The organism is Pseudomonas sp. HD6515 (assembly GCF_024971855.1).
Lineage (GTDB): Bacteria > Pseudomonadota > Gammaproteobacteria > Pseudomonadales > Pseudomonadaceae > Aquipseudomonas > Aquipseudomonas alloputida.
Window position 1 is genome coordinate 1,142,869 of record NZ_CP079827.1, and the last position, 19,262, is coordinate 1,162,130.

At 62.4% G+C, this 19,262-nt stretch carries 18 protein-coding genes; 4 read left to right on the top strand and 14 right to left on the bottom strand.

The features are described 5' to 3' along the window. Positions 1-108: 108 nt before the first annotated feature. The 4 genes from KW568_RS05335 to KW568_RS05350 all read right to left on the bottom strand — a co-directional run bounded on the left by KW568_RS05335 (position 109) and on the right by KW568_RS05350 (position 5,497). Positions 109-2,955, bottom strand: a complete 2,847-nt coding sequence (locus KW568_RS05335) for a valine--tRNA ligase (protein ID WP_004575658.1) — start codon at positions 2,953-2,955, stop codon at positions 109-111. A 198-nt stretch (positions 2,956-3,153) separates the two neighbouring features. Next, positions 3,154-3,519 carry a hypothetical protein gene (locus KW568_RS05340; protein ID WP_003255102.1) on the bottom strand — a complete coding sequence of 122 codons (366 nt, stop codon included), beginning with the start codon at positions 3,517-3,519 and terminating at the stop codon, positions 3,154-3,156. Positions 3,520-3,524: 5 nt separating this feature from the next. Then, positions 3,525-3,953: a DNA polymerase III subunit chi gene (locus tag KW568_RS05345; RefSeq protein ID WP_004575657.1), complete on the bottom strand. Its 429-nt coding sequence runs from the start codon at positions 3,951-3,953 to the stop codon at positions 3,525-3,527. A gap of 50 nt (positions 3,954-4,003) precedes the next feature. Next, positions 4,004-5,497 (bottom strand): leucyl aminopeptidase, encoded by a 1,494-nt coding sequence (locus tag KW568_RS05350; protein WP_004575656.1) that lies wholly within the window; start codon positions 5,495-5,497, stop codon positions 4,004-4,006. A gap of 301 nt (positions 5,498-5,798) precedes the next feature. Between KW568_RS05350 and lptF the strand changes: the two genes are divergently transcribed. Continuing rightward, complete coding sequence (gene lptF / locus KW568_RS05355) at positions 5,799-6,914, top strand: LPS export ABC transporter permease LptF (protein ID WP_004575655.1); 1,116 nt, start codon at positions 5,799-5,801, stop codon at positions 6,912-6,914. Continuing rightward, on the top strand, positions 6,907-7,968 hold the full coding sequence (gene lptG / locus KW568_RS05360; protein ID WP_003255095.1) for an LPS export ABC transporter permease LptG: 1,062 nt from the start codon (positions 6,907-6,909) through the stop codon (positions 7,966-7,968). Before lptF ends, lptG begins: the two co-directional genes overlap by 8 nt. 149 nt (positions 7,969-8,117) lie before the next feature. Here the strand turns inward: lptG and KW568_RS05365 are convergent, their stop codons facing one another. From KW568_RS05365 to KW568_RS05410, 10 genes are all read right to left on the bottom strand, one after another. Continuing rightward, positions 8,118-8,606: an RDD family protein gene (locus KW568_RS05365; RefSeq protein ID WP_003255094.1), complete on the bottom strand. Its 489-nt coding sequence runs from the start codon at positions 8,604-8,606 to the stop codon at positions 8,118-8,120. 90 nt (positions 8,607-8,696) lie between these two features. After that, a complete protein-coding gene (locus KW568_RS05370) occupies positions 8,697-8,906 on the bottom strand; it encodes a cold-shock protein (RefSeq protein WP_003255093.1) in 210 nt (69 codons plus the stop codon). A gap of 357 nt (positions 8,907-9,263) precedes the next feature. Continuing rightward, positions 9,264-10,385, bottom strand: coding sequence for a glycine cleavage system aminomethyltransferase GcvT (gene gcvT, locus KW568_RS05375; RefSeq protein ID WP_004575654.1), 1,122 nt, complete (start codon positions 10,383-10,385; stop codon positions 9,264-9,266). Between the two features lie 27 nt (positions 10,386-10,412). After that, a complete protein-coding gene (locus tag KW568_RS05380; RefSeq protein ID WP_004575653.1) occupies positions 10,413-11,789 on the bottom strand; it encodes an L-serine ammonia-lyase in 1,377 nt (458 codons plus the stop codon). Positions 11,790-11,895: 106 nt separating this feature from the next. Continuing rightward, positions 11,896-14,751, bottom strand: coding sequence for an aminomethyl-transferring glycine dehydrogenase (gene gcvP / locus KW568_RS05385; protein ID WP_004575652.1), 2,856 nt, complete (start codon positions 14,749-14,751; stop codon positions 11,896-11,898). 11 nt (positions 14,752-14,762) lie between these two features. Beyond that, positions 14,763-15,146 carry a glycine cleavage system protein GcvH gene (gcvH, locus tag KW568_RS05390; protein ID WP_003255087.1) on the bottom strand — a complete coding sequence of 128 codons (384 nt, stop codon included), beginning with the start codon at positions 15,144-15,146 and terminating at the stop codon, positions 14,763-14,765. A gap of 302 nt (positions 15,147-15,448) precedes the next feature. Further along, entirely contained in the window at positions 15,449-15,916 is a 468-nt protein-coding gene (locus tag KW568_RS05395) for a DoxX family protein (protein WP_004575651.1), read from the bottom strand. Beyond that, on the bottom strand, positions 15,909-16,682 hold the full coding sequence (locus tag KW568_RS05400) for a DNA-binding domain-containing protein (RefSeq protein ID WP_004575650.1): 774 nt from the start codon (positions 16,680-16,682) through the stop codon (positions 15,909-15,911). Before KW568_RS05400 ends, KW568_RS05395 begins: the two co-directional genes overlap by 8 nt. After that, positions 16,679-17,512, bottom strand: a complete 834-nt coding sequence (locus KW568_RS05405; RefSeq protein ID WP_004575649.1) for a DUF692 domain-containing protein — start codon at positions 17,510-17,512, stop codon at positions 16,679-16,681. Before KW568_RS05405 ends, KW568_RS05400 begins: the two co-directional genes overlap by 4 nt. 16 nt (positions 17,513-17,528) lie before the next feature. Then, a complete protein-coding gene (locus tag KW568_RS05410) occupies positions 17,529-17,816 on the bottom strand; it encodes a DUF2282 domain-containing protein (protein WP_003255083.1) in 288 nt (95 codons plus the stop codon). Positions 17,817-18,040: 224 nt separating this feature from the next. Here KW568_RS05410 and KW568_RS05415 point away from each other — a divergent pair, with 224 nt between their 5' ends. Beyond that, positions 18,041-18,625, top strand: coding sequence for a sigma-70 family RNA polymerase sigma factor (locus KW568_RS05415; protein WP_003255081.1), 585 nt, complete (start codon positions 18,041-18,043; stop codon positions 18,623-18,625). Continuing rightward, positions 18,615-19,256, top strand: coding sequence for a DUF1109 domain-containing protein (locus KW568_RS05420; protein WP_003255080.1), 642 nt, complete (start codon positions 18,615-18,617; stop codon positions 19,254-19,256). The genes KW568_RS05415 and KW568_RS05420 overlap by 11 nt, the downstream gene beginning before the upstream one ends. Positions 19,257-19,262 lie beyond the last annotated feature (6 nt).

Below are 19,262 nucleotides of genomic sequence, written 5' to 3' on the forward strand. Positions count from 1 at the left end.
AAGGCCGCTCCCACAGGGTGGTGGCGCCTTGAAGGTTGGCGCCGTCCTGTGGGAGCGGCCTTGTGTCGCGAAAGGGCCGTGCAGCGGCCCCAACGGTCTCTCTAGTGATTACAGCGCTGCAATCCGCGCATGCTGCTCGGTGAAGTTGGCCAGGGCCTGTTCGGACTCGGCCAGCTTGGCGCGTTCCTTCTCGATCACCGCAGGCGGGGCCTTGTCGACGAAGGCTGCGTTGGACAGCTTGCCGCCAACACGTTGCACTTCACCTTGCAGACGCTGGATTTCCTTGTTCAGGCGCGCCAGCTCGGCATCCTTGTCGATCAGCCCGGCCATTGGCACCAGCACTTGCAGGTCACCGACCAGGGCGGTAGCGGACAGCGGCGCTTCGTCGGCATCACCCAGTACGGTGAACGACTCGACCTTGGCCAGCTTCTTCAGCAGCGCTTCGTTTTCCTGCAGGCGGCGCTGGTCGTCGGCGTTGGCGTTCTTCAGGAACAGCGGCAGCGGCTTGCCGGGGCCGATGTTCATTTCGGCGCGGATATTACGCAGGCCGACCATCAACTCTTTCAGCCACTCGATGTCGCCTTCGGCGGCGGCGTCAATGCGCGTTTCGTTGGCCACTGGCCATGGCTGCAGCATGATGGTCTTGCCGTCGATGCCGGCCAGCGGCGCGATGCGCTGCCAGATTTCTTCGGTGATGAACGGCATGAACGGATGCGCAAGACGCAGTGCCACCTCCAGCACGCGCACCAAGGTGCGGCGGGTGCCACGGGCGCGCTCTACCGGGGCGTTTTCGTCCCACAGTACCGGTTTGGACAGCTCCAGGTACCAGTCGCAATACTGGTTCCAGATGAACTCGTACAGCGCCTGGCTGGCCAGGTCGAAGCGGAACTGCTCCAGCTGGCGGGTTACTTCGGCTTCGGTACGCTGAAGTTGCGAGATGATCCAGCGGTCTGCCAGCGACAGCTCGTAGGCTTCGCCGTTCTGGCCGCAGTCTTCACCCTTGTCCAGCACGTAGCGGGCAGCGTTCCAGATCTTGTTGCAGAAGTTACGGTAGCCTTCGACGCGGCCCATGTCGAACTTGATGTCGCGGCCTGTCGAGGCCAGCGAGCAGAAGGTGAAGCGCAGGGCGTCGGTGCCGTAGCTGGCAATACCTTCGGGGAACTCGGCCTTGGTCTGCTTGGCGATCTTCTCGGCAAGCTTGGGCTGCATCATGCCGCTGGTGCGTTTTTCCAGCAGGGCGTCGAGGGTAATACCGTCGACGATGTCCAGCGGGTCCAGCACGTTGCCCTTGGACTTGGACATCTTCTGGCCCTGGCCGTCACGTACCAGGCCGTGCACGTACACGGTCTTGAACGGTACCTGCGGGGTGCCGTCTTCGTTCTTGATCAGGTGCATGGTCAGCATGATCATGCGCGCAACCCAGAAGAAGATGATGTCGAAGCCAGTCACCAGCACGTCGGTGGAGTGGAACTTCTTGAGGAATTCGGTCTGTTCCGGCCAGCCCAGGGTGGAGAATGTCCACAGGCCCGAGCTGAACCAGGTGTCGAGTACGTCGTCATCCTGACGCAGGACCACGTCGGCGCCCAGCTTGTGCTTGGCGCGCACTTCTTCCTCGTTGCGGCCAACGTAGACCTGGCCGGCCTCGTCGTACCACGCAGGAATGCGGTGGCCCCACCACAGTTGGCGGCTGATGCACCAGTCCTGGATATCGCGCATCCAGGAGAAGTACATGTTCTCGTATTGCTTGGGCACGAACTGGATGCGGCCATCTTCCACGGCGGCGATGGCAGGCTCTGCCAGCGGCTTGGTGGAAACGTACCACTGGTCGGTCAGCCACGGCTCGATGACCGTGCCGGAGCGGTCGCCTTTCGGCACTTTCAGGGCGTGGTCGTCGATGCTGACCAGCAGGCCCTGGGCGTCCAGGTCGGCGACGATCTGCTTGCGCGCGACAAAGCGGTCAAGGTTGGCGTACTGGGCCGGCAGCTGGGTGTCGACCTGCTCGTTAACGCTGCCGTCGAGGTTGAAGGCCTGGGCGCTGGCCAGCACGAAGGCGTTCTTGTCGAAGATGTTCAGCAGCGGCAGGTTATGACGCTTGCCGACTTCGTAGTCGTTGAAGTCGTGGGCCGGGGTGATCTTCACGCAACCGGTACCGAACTCGGGGTCGCAGTAGTCATCGGCGATGATCGGGATGCGGCGGCCGACCAATGGCAGTTCGACGAATTTGCCGATCAGTGCCTGGTAGCGTTCGTCGTTCGGGTTGACGGCCACGGCAGCGTCACCCAGCAGGGTTTCCGGACGCGTGGTGGCAACTACCAGGTAGTCCTGGCCTTCGGCGGTCTTGGCGCCGTCGGCCAGTGGGTAGCGCAGGTTCCACAGGTGGCCTTTCTCGTCGTGGTTTTCCACTTCGAGGTCGGAGATGGCCGTGTGCAGCTTGGTGTCCCAGTTGACCAGGCGCTTGCCGCGGTAGATGAGGCCGTCTTCATGCAGGCGCACGAACGCTTCTTTAACCGCTTCGGAGAGGCCGTCGTCCATGGTGAAGCGCTCGCGGCTCCAGTCTACCGATGAGCCCAGGCGGCGAATCTGGCGGCTGATGTTGCCGCCGGACTGATCCTTCCATTCCCAGACTTTTTCCAGGAACTTTTCGCGGCCCAGGTCATGACGGTTCTGGCCTTTGGCTTCAAGTTGGCGCTCGACCAGCATCTGCGTGGCGATACCCGCGTGATCGGTACCCGGCTGCCACAGGGTGTCGCGGCCTTGCATGCGGCGGAAACGGATCAGGGCGTCCATGATCGCGTTGTTGAACCCGTGGCCCATGTGCAGGCTGCCGGTTACGTTCGGCGGCGGGATCATGATGGTGTAGGACTCGCCTGCACCTTGTGGAGCGAAATAGTTCTCGGACTCCCAGGTGTTGTACCAGGAAGTTTCGATTGCGTGCGGCTGGTAGGTCTTATCCATGCGCGGCGGGACCCTGTGCATTTATTCGGGAAAGCCGGGAAGTATAACCAAGCTGGGGGCCGCAGGCGACAAGCTGCTGACAACTGTCGGAACAGAGTCGCCTGCTTCGCGGGCAAGTCCGCTCTTACGGGCAAAGCGCAGGCTCAGAACCTGTGGGAGCGGGCTTGCCCGCGAAGCAGGCGACACCGTTGCCCGGTTCTACTCGGAACGCTTGATCAGCCGCTCGATCCGCGCATCCAGCCGGCGCTTGATTTCGTTCTCGATATGCGGGGTAAAGTCGTTGATCACGTCCTGCATGATCATCTGCGCTGCGGCGCGCAGCTCGCTTTCCAGGTGCAGCAGGGTGTCCTGGCGGCGGGTCTGCGGGTCGTCCTCGGGTTCGGCAGCTACAGGTTCGGCGGGCGCCGCGGGGTCGCTGGCGGCTTCGTCCAGCAGCAACGGAATCTGCTCTACCGTCTCGGTGAGCAGCGGCGGTTGCAGGTCGGCGTCGCCAAGCAGCTGACGGATCGACTCGAGGTCATCGAGCAGATGGGCGGAATCGGGCAAAGGGGAGGGCTTGTCCATCGTCGTCAAAGTCGCTGTAAGCGGTGGTCTTGCAGAGCATAGCCCTGTTCACGGTAGAAACGGAATCGCTCACGGGCTGATTGGCGGATAGCCGGCTCTTCAACAACGATTTCGGCCACCCGCTCGAACTGCCCGACAAAGCCCGGCACGCTGGCGCCGAGGTTGATCAGCAGGCCGTGGTGCTCGCCGGCGTTGTCAGCCAGGCCCAGAACCACGTCAGCATCGGCATGCACCTCGGCGAGGTCGTGGGGCACGAAGGCCTCGCCCTTGAAGCGCCACAAGCGTTGGTCCAGTTCACTGCGCTGTTCTGCATCCTGGCAGTGCAAATAGACCTGGTGGCCAAGGCGCCAGGCCTTCTCGCACAGCTTGCAGGCGAAATCGAGCCGCGCCGACAGCGAGTCGGTGGGCAGAATGTAGAAGTCGACTTTGCTCATGGTGGGAATCGCCGGCCGGTGGCGCGCAAGGCACCACCGGCTTCACGGCTTCAGGCGCCAGCGCGGTCCAGCAGGTACTGGGTCAACAGAGGTACCGGGCGGCCAGTGGCGCCCTTGTCCTTGCCGCCACTGACCCAGGCGGTGCCGGCGATGTCCATGTGCGCCCAGTTGTAGGCTTTGGCGAAGCGCGACAGGAAGCAACCCGCGGTGATCGTACCGGCCTTCGGCCCACCGATGTTGCCCATGTCGGCGAACGGGCTGTCCAGCTGCTCCTGGTATTCATCGAACAGCGGCAGCTGCCAGGCACGGTCGTCGGCGCGCTTGCCGGCATCGAGCAACTGCCCGACCAGGTCGTCGTTATTGCCCATCAGGCCGGAGGTGTGGCTGCCCAGGGCGACGATGCAGGCGCCGGTCAGGGTGGCGATGTCGATCACCGCCTGCGGCTTGAAGCGCTCGGCGTAGGTCAGGGTGTCGCACAGCACCAGGCGGCCTTCAGCGTCGGTGTTGAGGATTTCCACGGTCTGACCGCTCATGGTGGTGACGATGTCACCTGGGCGGGTGGCGCCGCCGCTTGGCATGTTCTCGGCGCAGGCCAGCAGGCACACCAGGTTGATCGGCAGTTGCAGCTCGAGCACTGCACGCAGGGTGCCGAACACGCTGGCGGCGCCGCACATGTCGTACTTCATTTCATCCATGCCGGCGCCTGGCTTGAGGCTGATGCCGCCGGTGTCGAAGGTAATGCCTTTACCCACCAGCACGAATGGCTTGTCGGCCTTTTTGCCGCCCTGGTAATTGAGCACGATCAGGCGTGGCGGCTGGTCGCTGCCCTGGCCCACGGCGTAGAACGCGCCCATGCCCAGGTCCTTGATCTTTTTCTCGTCCAGCACTTCAACCTTGAGGGCCTTGTGCGCCTTGCCCAGTTCCTTGGCCTGTTCGGCCAGGAAGCTTGGGTGGCAAAGGTTGGGTGGCAGGTTGCCGAGGTCACGGGTGAAGGCCATGCCGCTGGCGATGGCGCTGGCATGCTTGACCGCACGCTCGACTTCGGCCTGGCCGGCTTTGTCGGCCAGCAGGGTGACCTTTTTCAGCGCACGCGGCTCGGCTTTCTGGCTTTTGAAACGGTCGAACACATATTCGCCGTCCAGCAGGGTTTCGGCCAGCAGGCGGTATTTGCCGTAATGGGCGTCGCGGTTGCTGACCGCGATATCGTCCAGGGCCAGTACTGCGTCAGCGCCGTTCAGGCCCTTGAGCACGCCAGCGACACTGGCCACCAGTTTGCGCCAGGCGCGGTCGCCCAAGGCTTCTTCCTTGCCGCTACCCACCAGCAGCACGCGCTCGGCCTTCAGGCCCGGGAGGTTCTGTAGCAGCAGGGTCTGGCCCGGCTTGCCGGCCAGGTCGCCGCGCTTGAGCACGGCGCTGATGGCGCCTTCGCTGGCCTGGTCGACAGCCTTGGCAACAGCGCCGAGCTTGCGGTTTTCACCTACCGGAAGGACCAGTGTGGCGGTTTTTACGGATGCAGCAGCTACGCTTTTTACAACCAGTTCCATGTCAGGATCCCCGAATGATCGATACGAATGGCGCTGTGTGTTCCAGCGCTCTGGACGGGCCTGGCCGCGTCGTCGCGCACCAGCGGAAAAGCTGCCAGTTTGAGCCTGTGGCAAGCGTGCTGACAACCCCGTTGTGCACCTTCGTACGCGGCCAAGTGACAGGGGCGGTCAATCACAGGATAATGCGCGCACTTTACATGGAGGTTCGCCTTTGGCGAACCGGCATTGGTCTTGGATGTACTAAGTCATTGTTTGGCGCCATTGCATGGCAGTCCGCCCTGACAACCCAGGAGTGTCTGGTTTGATCGTCTTTCGTTATCTGTCCCGCGAGGTCCTGGTCACCTTGAGCGCCGTCAGCGCTGTGCTGTTGGTGATCATCATGAGCGGGCGCTTCATCAAGTACCTGGCCCAGGCTGCCCAGGGCGTGCTCGACCCTGGCGTGTTGTTCCTGATCATGGGCTTCCGCTTGCCAGGCTTCCTGCAACTGATCCTGCCTCTGGGGCTGTTCCTCGGCATCCTCCTGGCTTACGGGCGCCTGTACCTGGAGAGTGAGATGACCGTGCTGTCGGCCACTGGCATGAGCCAGCAGCGCCTGCTGGGCATGACCATGGCGCCGGCTGCCCTGGTTGCCCTGCTGGTGGCCTGGTTGAGCCTGAGCCTGGCCCCGCTGGGCGTGGCCCAGGTGCAGCAGATCATCAGCCAGCAGGATGCCCTGACCGAGTTCGACACCTTGGTGCCGGGCCGCTTCCAGACCTTGCGTGATGGTTCGCGGGTAACCTATACCGAGCAATTGTCGGATGACCGCATCAACCTGGGCGGGGTGTTCATCTCCGAGAAGCGCTTCAATCAGGACAAGACCAAGGACCGCGCCCCCTCGGTGCTGGTCGCCGAGAAGGGCCACCAGGAAATCCAGGCCGACGGCAACCGCTATCTGGTGCTGGAAAACGGTTACCGCTACGACGGCAACCCGGGCCAGGCCGACTACCGCGCCATCAAATATGACACCTACGGCGTGCTGCTGCCCAAGCCGGAAGTCGCCGAGGAAGTGACCGAGCGCGAAGCGCTTCCCACCTCCGAACTGATCGGCAAGGAGGGCCTGCGTGAGCGCGCCGAGCTGCAATGGCGGTTGTCGCTGCCGATCCTGGTGTTCGTCGTCACCCTGCTGGCGGTGCCGCTGTCGCGGGTCAACCCGCGCCAGGGCCGTTTCCTCAAGCTGCTGCCGGCAATTCTTCTGTACATGGCCTACCTGACAATGCTGATTTCCGTACGCGGCGCCCTCGAGAAGGGCAAACTGCCGATCGCCCTGGGCATGTGGTGGGTACACGGTCTGTTCCTGCTGATCGGCCTTGGCCTGATGTACTGGGAGCCGCTGCGCCTCAAACGCGCCGCCCGCCGTGCGGAGGTGGCCCATGGCTAAGCTCGATCGCTACATCGGCCAGAGCGTGCTGCTGGCCATCCTGGCCGTGCTGGGGATCATCCTCGGCCTGGCTTCGCTTTTCGCCTTCATCGATGAGATGGGCGACCTGAGTGACACCTACACGGTGCTGGAGGCAGGCAACTTTGTCCTGCTTACTGCACCTCGGCGGCTGTATGAAATGCTGCCAATGGCCGCCCTGATCGGTTGCCTGATCGGCCTGGGCAGTCTGGCCAGCAGCAGCGAGCTGACCATCATGCGTGCGGCCGGCGTGTCCATCGGTCGTATCGTCTGGGCGGTGATGAAACCCATGCTGGTGCTGATGCTGGTGGGGCTGCTGATTGGCGAATATGTGGCACCGGTGACCGAGAACAAGGCTCAGGCCGACCGTTCCCTGGCCCAAGGTGGTGGTGAAGCACAAAGTTCCAAACGTGGCATGTGGCACCGCCAGGGCGAGGAGTATGTGCACATCAACGCCGTACAGCCCAATGGCCTGCTGCTGGGCGTGACCCGCTACCGCTTCGACAGCGAGCGCAAGATTGTCACCTCGAGCTTTGCCCGCCGTGCGCAGTACCAGAACGACCACTGGCTGCTCGCTGATGTGCGTACCACCTATTTCCGTGGCGACCACACCGAGGTGGTCAACGCGCCGGAGGAGCGCTGGGATGTTTCGCTCACCCCAGAACTGCTCAATACCGTGATCCTCGCGCCGGAGTCGCTTTCGATTACCGGCTTGTGGGACTACATCCACTACCTGTCTGACCAGGGCCTGAACAACTCCCGATATTGGCTGGCATTCTGGACCAAGGTGCTGCAGCCGATGGTAACGGCGGCCCTGGTGCTGATGGCGATTTCGTTCATCTTTGGCCCGCTGCGTTCGGTTACCCTTGGTCAGCGCGTGTTCACGGGTGTGCTGGTGGGCTTCGTGTTTCGCATTGGCCAGGACCTGCTCGGGCCTTCGAGCCAGGTATTCGGCTTCCCGCCGCTGCTGGCGGTGGTGATACCGGCGGGCATCTGTGCCTTGGCCGGTGTGTGGTTGTTGCGCCGGGCAGGGTAATAGCCAGAGCTGCACAAGAAAGCCGACCTCAGGGTCGGCTTTTTCATGGCTGTTTATCTGGCCCGGCGCGTTCGCGGGGCAAACCCGCGCCTACAGGTATCGCGCAGGCATCAGGAAAGGGCCCGAACCGGCAACGCCAATCCTCTGGCTCATTTCTTCTGTTTAGGCACCCGCACCAGCTGGCTTTCCGAATAGATGTCATGCCAACCACGCTTGCGCTTGTCGATCAGCACCCAGAAAAAACCCAGCCCCAGGCACAGCCACGAGGCAATCGACACGACGAACCGCAAGAGCGCCTGCCACAGGCTGATGGCCGAGCCATCGGCATTCTGCACCCGAACGCCCCATACCTGCATACCCAGCGTCTGCCCACCGTGGGTCCAGAACTTGGCAAAAAAGCCGAACAGGGCAAACAGCAGTACCGTAGACAGCAATGGGTCGCCATCCAGTGCACCGGCCTCGGTCAGCTCGCGCATACGTGCTTCGCCGATGATCGACATCTGAATCATCTTGTAGGCACCGGCGGTCACGATCAGCAGCGCGGTGCACAGTAGAAAGTCATAGAACATCGCTGCCAGGCGCCGGCCCAGGCCGACCGGCGGAAAATCACCCTGGGGTGTGAGCAGAGGCTTGGACATGCAGGACAGCTCCAGAAGACGAGCCTGCTATTCTACGGGCAAAAAAAAACCCCTGCACTTGGCAGGGGCTTTTCAAAGTCTGGCGCTGGATCAGACAGGTTGAACCTTGTCAGCCTGCATGCCTTTCTGGCCCTGAACTGCTTCAAAGGTAACCTTCTGGCCTTCTTTCAGGCTTTTGAAGCCGCTACCTTCGATAGCGCGGAAGTGCACGAACAGATCCGGACCGCTTTCTGGGGTGATGAAGCCGTAACCTTTTTCGTCATTGAACCACTTGACGGTACCGTTCTGACGCTCAGCCATTGTCTTATTTCCTATGAAGCTTAAATTTTGATGACAGTTTCTTTCGCACTTTTTTGTAAGCGAAAGATTACTGGGCTGGGTTGCAGGAAGTAAGAGACGTCGAACGGGTTGTAGCAAATCTCGGCTACTGGCCCAGGTCACGAACTGTTGCGACCCATGCAAACACAGTGCAGTGACTCTACGCCAACTCCCGAGCGAAAAACAAGCCCTTGGTCGTATGGAAAACTGGCCGCTTGCCGATAACCGACCGATTTGTCGGAAACGGCATGGCGCCTGGCCTGGCGCCATGTTCAAAAGTTATTGGGCAGGTTCGAAAACGAATATGTCGACGCTGCCCAAAACCTTCACAAAGCTGTTTCAGCTACGGTAGTAACGTGGTGTCACGAAAGGCATTTTGCTGACTTTCAAGGCCACCTTCTTTCCACGCACCACGGCAAACAGTGCGGTGTCGAGTGCTGCATGTTCACTATCGATATAACCCATGGCGACAGGTGCGGCGAGTGTCGGGCCAAAGCCCCCGCTGCACACTTTGCCTACCGGTTTATCGTTTGCGTCGACAATGTCCGCACCTTCACGAACAGGCGTACGCTCCTGCGGCAACAGGCCGACACGTTTGCGCGCAACACCATCGCGCACGTGGGCGAAGATCGTCTCGGCACCCGGGAAGCCGGCAGCGCGTGCACCCTCGGCACGGCGCACCTTGGAAATTGCCCACAGCAGGCTGGCTTCGATCGGCGTAGTCTCGCTGTTCATGTCGTGGCCATACAGGCACAGGCCAGCTTCCAGGCGCAGCGAGTCGCGTGCGCCCAAGCCGATCGGCTGTACTTCCGGCTCGGCCAGCAGGCGGCGAGCCAGGGCGTCGGCAGCGTTGACCGGTACCGAGATCTCGTAGCCGTCTTCGCCGGTGTAGCCCGAGCGGCTGACGAAGCAGTCCACACCCAGCAGTGTTACTCGGCGGAACTGCATGAAGGTCATGCCGGCCACTTCTGGAGCCAGGCGTTCCAGCACCTTGACTGCAGCCGGGCCTTGCAGGGCGAGCAGGGCACGCTCCTCGAACAGCGGCTGCACCTCGCAACGGTTGCCAATGTGGGATTGCAGGTGAGCCAGGTCCTGCTCCTTGCAGGCGGCGTTGACTACCAGGAACAGGGTGTCCTCGCCCAGGTTGGCCACCATCAGGTCGTCGAGAATGCCGCCTTGCTCATTGGTGAACATGGCATAACGCTGCATGCCCACCGGCAGGTCGATGATGTCCACCGGTACCAGGCTTTCCAGCGCCTTGGCGGCGTCAGCGCCACGCAGAACGATCTGGCCCATGTGCGAGACGTCGAACAGGCCGGCCTGCTCGCGGGTGTGCAGGTGTTCCTTGAGCACGCCCAGCGGGTACTGCACCGGCATGTCGTAGCCGGCGAACGGCACCATGCGTGCACCCAGTTCCAGGTGCAAGGCATGCAGTGGGGTCTTGAGCAGTGTTTCGGACATCGATGACTCCTTGCTGTCATTGTTGGGTCAACATTCGATGATGTTGACGGCCAGGCCGCCACGGGCGGTCTCTTTGTATTTGCTTTTCATGTCGGCGCCGGTCTGGCGCATGGTGCGGATGACCTTGTCCAGCGACACGTAGTGCTGCCCGTCGCCGCGCAGGGCCATGCGTACCGCGTTGATGGCCTTCACCGAGCCCATGGCATTGCGCTCGATACAGGGCACCTGTACGAGGCCGCCGATCGGGTCGCAGGTCAGGCCCAGGTTGTGTTCCATGCCTATTTCGGCTGCGTTCTCCACCTGCTGCACGCTACCGCCCATCACTTCGCACAGTGCCCCGGCGGCCATCGAACAGGCAACGCCGACCTCGCCCTGACAGCCCACTTCGGCCCCGGAGATGGAGGCGTTTTCCTTGTACAGGATGCCGATGGCTGCGGCGGTGAGCAGAAAGCGCACCACCCCGTCCTCGCTGGCACCGGGGACGAAGCGCATGTAGTAGTGAAGGACTGCCGGGACGATGCCCGCCGCACCATTGGTAGGGGCGGTGACCACACGACCGCCGTAGGCGTTTTCCTCGTTCACCGCCAAGGCGTAGAGGTTGACCCAGTCGAGCACTGACAGGGCATCACGCAGGCTGGCTTCCGGGTGGCCGCTCAGTTGGCGGTACAGGGCCGGTGCGCGGCGTTTGACCTTGAGCCCTCCCGGTAATATGCCCTCATGCTGGCAACCTGCCGCGACGCAATCTTGCATCACCTGCCAGATGCGCAGCAGCCCGGCTCGGGTTTCTGCTTCAGGGCGCCAGGCGGTCTCGTTGGCCAGCATGACCTGGCTCACCGACAGGTCATGCGCGGTGCAGTGGCCGAGGAGCGCCTTGGCGGTCTTGAACGGATAGGCCAGCACCGTGGTGTCTTCGACGATGCGGTCATGGCCGGCAGCGTCCTCGTCGACCACGAAACCACCGCCTACCGAGTAATACTCGCGGCTTCGGATTTGCAGGCCTGCGTCGTCGAAGGCGCGAAATATCATGCCGTTGGGGTGGTAGTCCAACGGCTTGCGGATCATCGCCAGGTGCTGCTTTTCGATGAACGCAATGCTGTGTTCGCCCAGCAGGTTGATGCGTCCGCTGTCGCGGATGACCTGCAGGCGGGCGGGAATGCTGTCGGTGTCGATAATGTCCGGGTGTTCGCCTTCAAGGCCCAGCAGCACGGCTTTGTCACTGCCGTGGCCTTTGCCTGTGGCGCCCAGTGAGCCATACAGCTCGGCTTTGACGCTGGCGGTGCGGGCCAGCAGGCCGTCACGGCGCAGCCCTTCGGCAAACCGCGCAGCGGCGCGCATCGGGCCGACCGTGTGGGAGCTGGAGGGGCCGATGCCGATCTTGAACAGGTCGAAGACGCTCAGTGACATGTTGACCTCCTGCCAGATTGTTGGGCGGACGTTGAGCCCTGTAGGCGCGGGTTAACCCGCGCCTACACAGAGCCCGCCACCCAAGCCAGGTGGCGGGGAGGGGCTATCAGGCGTCCTGATAGCTCTCGATCGACGGGCAGGCGCACACCAGGTTGCGGTCGCCGAACACGTTGTCGACCCGGCCCACCGGCGGCCAGTACTTGCCTTCCACCAGGCTCGCCAGGGGGTATACCGCCTGCTCGCGGCTGTAGCCATGGGTCCATTCGCCAACCAGCTCAGCCGCAGTGTGCGGTGCGTTTTTCAGCGGGTTGTCGTCCTTGTCCAGGCTACCGTCCTCCACCGCGCGGATTTCTTCGCGGATCTGGATCATCGCGTTGCAGAAGCGGTCCAGTTCTTCTTTGGACTCGCTTTCGGTCGGTTCGATCATCAGCGTGCCAGCCACCGGGAAGGACATGGTCGGGGCGTGGAAGCCAAAGTCGATCAACCGCTTGGCCACGTCGTCGACACTGATGCCGCTGGTGTCCTTCAGTGGGCGCAGGTCGAGAATGCACTCGTGAGCCACCAGGCCGTTACCGCCGGTATACAGAACAGGATAGTGCTCTTCCAGGCGGCGGGCGATGTAGTTGGCGTTGAGGATTGCCATCTGCGAGGCACGTTTGAGGCCGGCACCGCCCATCATGCGGATATACATCCATGTGATGGGCAGGATGCTGGCGCTACCGAACGGCGCAGCGCATACCGCGCCTTGGGTGTTTTCCAGCTGTGCATGGCCTGGCAGGAACGGCGCCAGGTGCGACTTGACGCCAATCGGGCCTACGCCCGGGCCACCACCACCGTGCGGGATGCAGAAGGTCTTGTGCAGGTTCAGGTGGGAAACGTCGCCGCCGAACTTGCCGGGTGCGCACAGTCCGACCATGGCGTTCATGTTGGCGCCGTCGATGTACACCTGGCCACCGTTGTCGTGGATGATCGCGCAGATTTCGCCGATCGCTTCCTCGAACACGCCGTGGGTCGACGGGTAGGTGATCATGATTGCGGCCAGGCGCTCGCGGTGCTCGATGGCTTTGGCGCGCAGGTCCTCGACATCGACGTTGCCACGGGCGTCACAGGCGGTAACCACGACACGCATGCCAGCCATGTGTGCGGTGGCCGGGTTGGTGCCATGGGCCGACGACGGGATCAGGCAGATATCGCGGTGGCCTTCACCCCGGCTGCGGTGGTAGGCGCGGATCGCCAACAGCCCGGCGTATTCGCCCTGCGAGCCGGCGTTGGGCTGCAGCGACACGGCATCATAGCCAGTGGCCGCGCACAGCATGGCCTCCAGCTCGGTGGTCATCTGCAGGTAGCCCTGGCTCTGCTCGGCCGGGGCGAATGGGTGCAGGTTGCCGAACTCGGCCCAGGTGACCGGGATCATCTCGCTGGCGGCGTTCAGCTTCATGGTGCACGAGCCCAGCGGAATCATGCTGCGGTCCAGCGCCAGGTCCTTGTCGGCCAGGCGGCGCAGGTAGCGCATCAGCTCGGTTTCGCTGTGGTAGCGGTTGAACACCGGGTGTTCGAGGATGGCCGACTGGCGCAGCAGGGCGGCAGGCAGCAGGGAACCGGTGCTGGCGGCCAGTTCGGTGAAGTCAGGCTGTGCCTGCTCGCCCCCCAACAGCTGCCACAGCGATTCGACGTCAGCCTGAGTGCTGGTTTCGTCCAGAGACAGGCCCACATGGGCGGCATCGATCTGGCGCAGGTTGATGCCCTGGGCGCGTGCCTTGTCATGCAGGCTGGCGGTGGCAGTGCCGGTGGCCAGGGTCAGGGTATCGAAAGCGCTGGCGCCCACCACTTGTACGCCCAGCGCCTTCAGGCCGGCGGCGAGGATCGCGGTCAGGGCATGGGTGCGCTCGGCAATGCGCTTGAGGCCGGCAGGGCCGTGGTACACGGCGAACATGCTGGCGATGTTGGCCAGCAGCACCTGGGCGGTGCAGATGTTGCTGGTGGCCTTTTCGCGGCGGATGTGCTGCTCGCGGGTCTGCATGGCCAGACGCAGGGCGGTTTTGCCGAAGCGATCGATCGACACGCCGACCAAGCGGCCAGGCATGTCGCGCTTGAACGCGTCGCGGGTGGCGAAGTAAGCCGCGTGCGGGCCACCGAAGCCCAGTGGCACGCCGAAGCGCTGTGCGCTGCCGATGGCCACATCGGCGTCGAATTCGCCCGGTGGGGTCAGCAGGGTCAGGGCCAGCAGGTCTGCCGCTACGGCGACCAGGGCGTTGGCCGCGTGGAAGCGCTGCACGACCTCGCGGTAGTCGAACACTTCACCGTTGCTGGCCGGGTATTGCAGCAGGGCCCCGAAGAAGGCGCTGACATCGCCCAGCTCGCGTTCGTCGCCAACCACAACCTCGATACCCAGCGGCTCGGCACGGGTGCGCAGCACGTCGAGGGTTTGCGGGTGACAGTGCACGGAGGCGAAGAAGGCATGGCTGGACTTGTTCTTCGACAGGCGCTTGCAGAAGGTCATGGCCTCGGCCGCAGCCGTGGCTTCGTCGAGCAAGGAGGCGTTGGCGATCGGCAGGCCGGTGAGGTCGCTGATCAGGGTCTGGAAGTTCAGCAGCGCTTCCAGGCGGCCCTGGGAAATTTCTGGCTGATACGGGGTGTAGGCGGTGTACCAGGCCGGGTTTTCCAGCAGGTTGCGCAGGATCGGTGCCGGGGTGTGGGTGTTGTAGTAGCCCTGGCCGATGTAGCTTTTGAACAGCTGGTTCTTGCTGGCGATGGCCTTGAGTGCGGCGAGTGCGTCGGCCTCGCTCTGGCCGTCGTGCGAGCCAAGCACGCTGGTGCCTTTGATGCTGTCGGGGATGACCGCAGCGGTCATGGCGTCCAGCGAGTCGAAGCCCAGTGCAGTGAGCATGGCCTGTTCGTCAGCGGCGCGCGGGCCTATGTGACGGGCGATGAATTCGTTGGCGGTGCCGAGGTTGATGGTCATGGCGGGATTCCTCAGGCGTCGTCGTTGGCTTTGAGCAGGCGGTCGTAGGCGTCCTGATCGAGCAGAGCGGTGACGGCTTCTGCATCGGCAGGGATGAAGCGGAAGAACCAGCCTTCGCCCATCGGGTCTTCGTTGACCAGTTCCGGGCTGTCTTCAAGCTGGCCGTTGACCTCGACCACTTCACCCGTCAGTGGCATGTACACGCCGCTGGCGGCCTTGACCGATTCGACGGTGGACGCTTCGCTGCCTTTCTCATACTGCTGCAACTCTGGCAGTTGCACGAAAACCACGTCGCCCAGGGCATTCTGGGCGTAGGCGGTGATGCCCACGGTGACGCTGCCATCGGCTTCGACGCGCAGCCATTCGTGATCTTCAGTGAAACGCAACTCGCTCATGGGGAATCCTCGGGAAGCAGGGCGTTGGGGGCGCGGTGGCGCCGCGCTCTTAGGGTAGGATTCCCTTAGCAATAATGCGGCCAACCTATAAAACTTCTTATTTATCAATATGTTACGTAAATAGGCGGAGAAGCCGTATTTTTTGTATGGAATGATATCGTTCCAGGTGCTCATGGGAGGAAAAGGTTTTGAGCATCAAACCCTTGTGCACCCACGTCGAGGAGTGTGTGTATCGTTTTAGTTACGACGTATTGAAAACGATACACATGGTGTCCGACAGGCCAGGTGCCAATGGCCTCCGGTCATCTCACTTTCAGCATATGATCCAGCGAAAACGCGCCGGCGCCACGTGCGACCAGGAGCAGCAAGAGCCCCGCCCAGGTCAGGTGGGTGGGCCACGCATCGGGGTAGACGAACACTTCGATCACCAACGTCATGCCCAGCAGTGCCAGCGCTGATAGCCGGGTCATCAGCCCGAGCACCAGCAATAGCGGGAACAAGTGCTCAGCGTAGGCGGCCAGGTGCGCTGCAAGCCAGGGCGAGAGTAGCGGCAGCGCGTACTCGGTGCGGAACAGCTCATAGGTGCTGGGTGTAAGGGTGAGGAAACCCTCCACTTTGGTGCGTCCGGAAAGAAAGAATACCGAGGCGATCCCGAACCGGGCGACCAGGCACAACAGGTCATCGCTCAAACGGTGCTCGAGGCTCTGTGCAATGTGGTTCCAGGCGCGCCGCAGGCTGCTGGCCGGGGGCGTGAAGTCGGCACTAGCCATGAGGGTGTTCTCCTGTGAAGGCGAGTGGGCGAAAAGCCTGGGCTGTCATCAGGCGCCCGAGCATCTCGGTGAAATCCAGGTCGGTTTCAGCGTGTTGCGCCAGTTCCGAGGCCTGCATCAGCGACTGTCCGGCCGCACAGGCCTTGAGAAACGCATGGCCACCTTTCCCCAGCGGCTGATGGCATACGCCATCAGCGGTGCCGACAAACAGCACCCCTTCGCCCACCCATGGCTGGTCATGGGGCCAGGCAACCTGCTCGCGGGCGCAGCGCCACAGGGTGTACACAGGATGCGCTTCGCACCAGTACCAGCGAGCACTGGCACGGGGGGGCAAGCAACCGTGATCAAGATCACTGGGGGTCATGCCTGCCAGTTCGACAAGGTTCAGGCACGTTTCGTACGGCGCGCTGAAGGCTTCTGTCCAATGCAGGTCCAGGCGGGCGACATCCGCCAGATACGGCACAGCGTGCTGTGACTGAATGTCTTCGAGGAAATCCGGGAAGGTTGCGCCATAGCAGATCAGCCGGGGATCGCTGGGGGGGAATTGCCGCGCGTAAACTGCCGCGGTCTCATCCATCCAGGCGCGCCCGACGAGTGTGCACACGCTCGGAAAGTTTGCGCGCAGCGCATCCACGCAGCCGGCCAGCACCGTGTTGCGATAAACCGCGAACGCCGCCTGTTCGGTCACTCCTGAAAGCTCGGGAGCAGGACGGGAATAGAGCGCCTTGATGAACGCTTGCTGGAACTGACCAAGGGAAAGGTTCATGGCAATACACCTGGGCAAGACATGATCGACTGTGCGATGGACCGTTCAGCAAGCAGCTCGGTGAACGGGGGAAGCTTGTCGTCACGTTCAATAAGTGTCGGGCGCGGGCCGACACGGGAAACCAGTTGGCGGTACAGCGCCCACACAGGCTCGGCCACCTGTGCATCATGAGAGTCGATCAACAGGCTGCCTTGGTCATCATCGCTGTGCCCGGCCAGATGAACTTCTGTGATGGCTTGCGCTGGAAAGCGGTCCAGGTAGGCAGTTGCCGAAAACCCCAGATTGTGAGCACTCACATAGACGTTGTTGATGTCCAGCAGCAGGCCACAACCGGTGCGACGTGTCAGTTCGTCAAGAAAGTCGATCTCGTCCCAGTCATGGCCCTGCAGCTGCAAGTAATGACTGGGGTTTTCGATGGATATACGCCGGCCCAATACCTCCTGGCATCGCTGGATGTTTTCAGCGATGCGCTGCAGGGCTTCTTTGCTGCGGGGAAATGGCAGCAGGTCTGGATGGTAGTGCCCCTGCCAGGTGGACCAGGCCAGGTGCTCTGACACAAGTACCGGTTCGATCTGATCGCACAGTGCGCGCAGACGCTGCAAATGGTCCTGATCGGGGGGCGCGTCAGCCGCAAGCGAAAGTGCTACACCATGCAATGAGACCGGGTGAAGTGCTGCGATTCGGTTCAGCCAGGCAAGGCGAGGGCCACCGACCATGTAGTTCTCCGGGTGAACCTCAAACCAGAGCCCTTCGAGATTGCACGCCAGCGCCTGGTCGTAGTGCTCGGCCTTCAGGCTGATTCCGGCGCCCATTCGTGCGTCTGCGTTCATGGTCGGTTTCCCCTGATCAAGACTTTTGAGGTGTCAGCGAGCCCATGCCGGCAGGTGTCTTGATCGATGTGCAGGTGCCGGCGGGGACGTTTTTCCAGTGCATGCCGTCGTAGTCCTTCTTCGCACTGCCGGCGCAGCTGGTACCGGCGCCGGCCTTGCAATCGTTCTTTCCTGCCATGGCGACGCCGTAGCATTTCTCCATGGCAGCGCCACTGCCTGCGGGTTGCGTGCTGTCGGCCGCCATGGCAACGCCTGCAAGCGAGGCGAGAGCGAGTGCTGCAGTGGTGAGGGCGAGGGTTTTCATGGGTCAATCTCCTGAGAATGTGGCCGTGGTCTTTACCGGCGGCTCATGGAGTAGTTCGTGCCTTGCGTAAAACGGGTTACAGCCTTGGAAGAAATTTTTTCAGGGCGTGTCTTCACGACCTGATGTTGAAGCCAAGGGCATGGCATATTTGCAGCACCTGCGTGCCACACGCCGGGAGCGGATGAATCAAGTCAATTGTATTCAGGGTGTAACCCAGGCGACCCATGCAGCGAACTAACTCACAGGATGAGCTCGAGGCTCGCGAGGCCCGGTTGAAAGCACTGTTGCTTCGGGGGCTGACAGGCGACCAGCTGGCCTATCAGGATTTTCTTGGCACGCTTGCGCTGCATGTACGTGCGTTTCTGCGCAGCCGTCTGAGCAGGCGCCCGGCCGAGATAGAGGACATGGTGCAGGATGTGCTGCTGGCGGTGCATAACGCGCGCCACACGTACCAGCCGCAGCAGCCGTTGACCGCCTGGGTGCAGGCGATCGCCCGTTACAAGCTGGCGGATCATCTGCGAAGTGTTTCACGTCGCGACGCCCGGCATGATGTGCTGGACGATGATGCGCAACTGTTTGCCGTCTCGGAGGTTGAATCAGCCGAGGCCAGCCGAGACCTGACCAAGCTGCTCAAGCAACTGCCAGAGCGGCAACGACTGCCGATTGTTCATGTCAAGCTGGAGGGGTTGTCCGTCGAGGAGACGGCACAACTTACCGGGCTTTCCAGTTCAGCGGTAAAGGTGGGGATACATCGAGGTCTGAAAGCGCTATCCAGGCTGATTGGAGGAGCCAACAACCATGAAGACTGACGATTTGATCGCCTTGCTGGCTGCAGGCGAAGGGCCAGTACCGCGCCACGCCGTTTGCAATCGGATGGCAGTGGCTGTGCTGGGCGGGCTGACCGCCGCACTGCTGCTGACAATTACCCTTTACGGTGTACGCAGTGATATCACAGAGGTCGCACAAACCCCGTTGTTCTGGGGCAAAGTCGCCTTTCCAACCAGCTTGGCGTTGATCGGGCTGTGGTTGACGAGCCGCTTGGCCAGGCCAGGAGGGAAGGGCGCTGCAGGCTGGAAGATGCTTGGCTTGCCACTGCTGCTGGTCTGGTGCGGGGCGGCGGTCAGCATCGCCGGGGCGCCTGTGGAGGCGCGCGCCGACCTGTTGTTCGGGCGCACATGGCGTACCTGCGCACTGAATATCACGTTGCTGTCGGTGCCGGCCTTTGTCACCGTGTTCTGGGCGCTGAAAGGTCTGGCGCCCACCCGGTTACGGCAAGCGGGCGCTGCCGGTGGCCTGCTGGCGGGCTCGACCGCAACGGTTGCCTACTGCCTGCATTGTCCGGAAATGGGCGTACCGTTCTGGGGTGTGTGGTATGTCCTAGGCATGCTCGTGCCGACGGTATTCGGTGCCTGGTGGGGCCCCCGCATGCTGCGTTGGTAGGCTGTA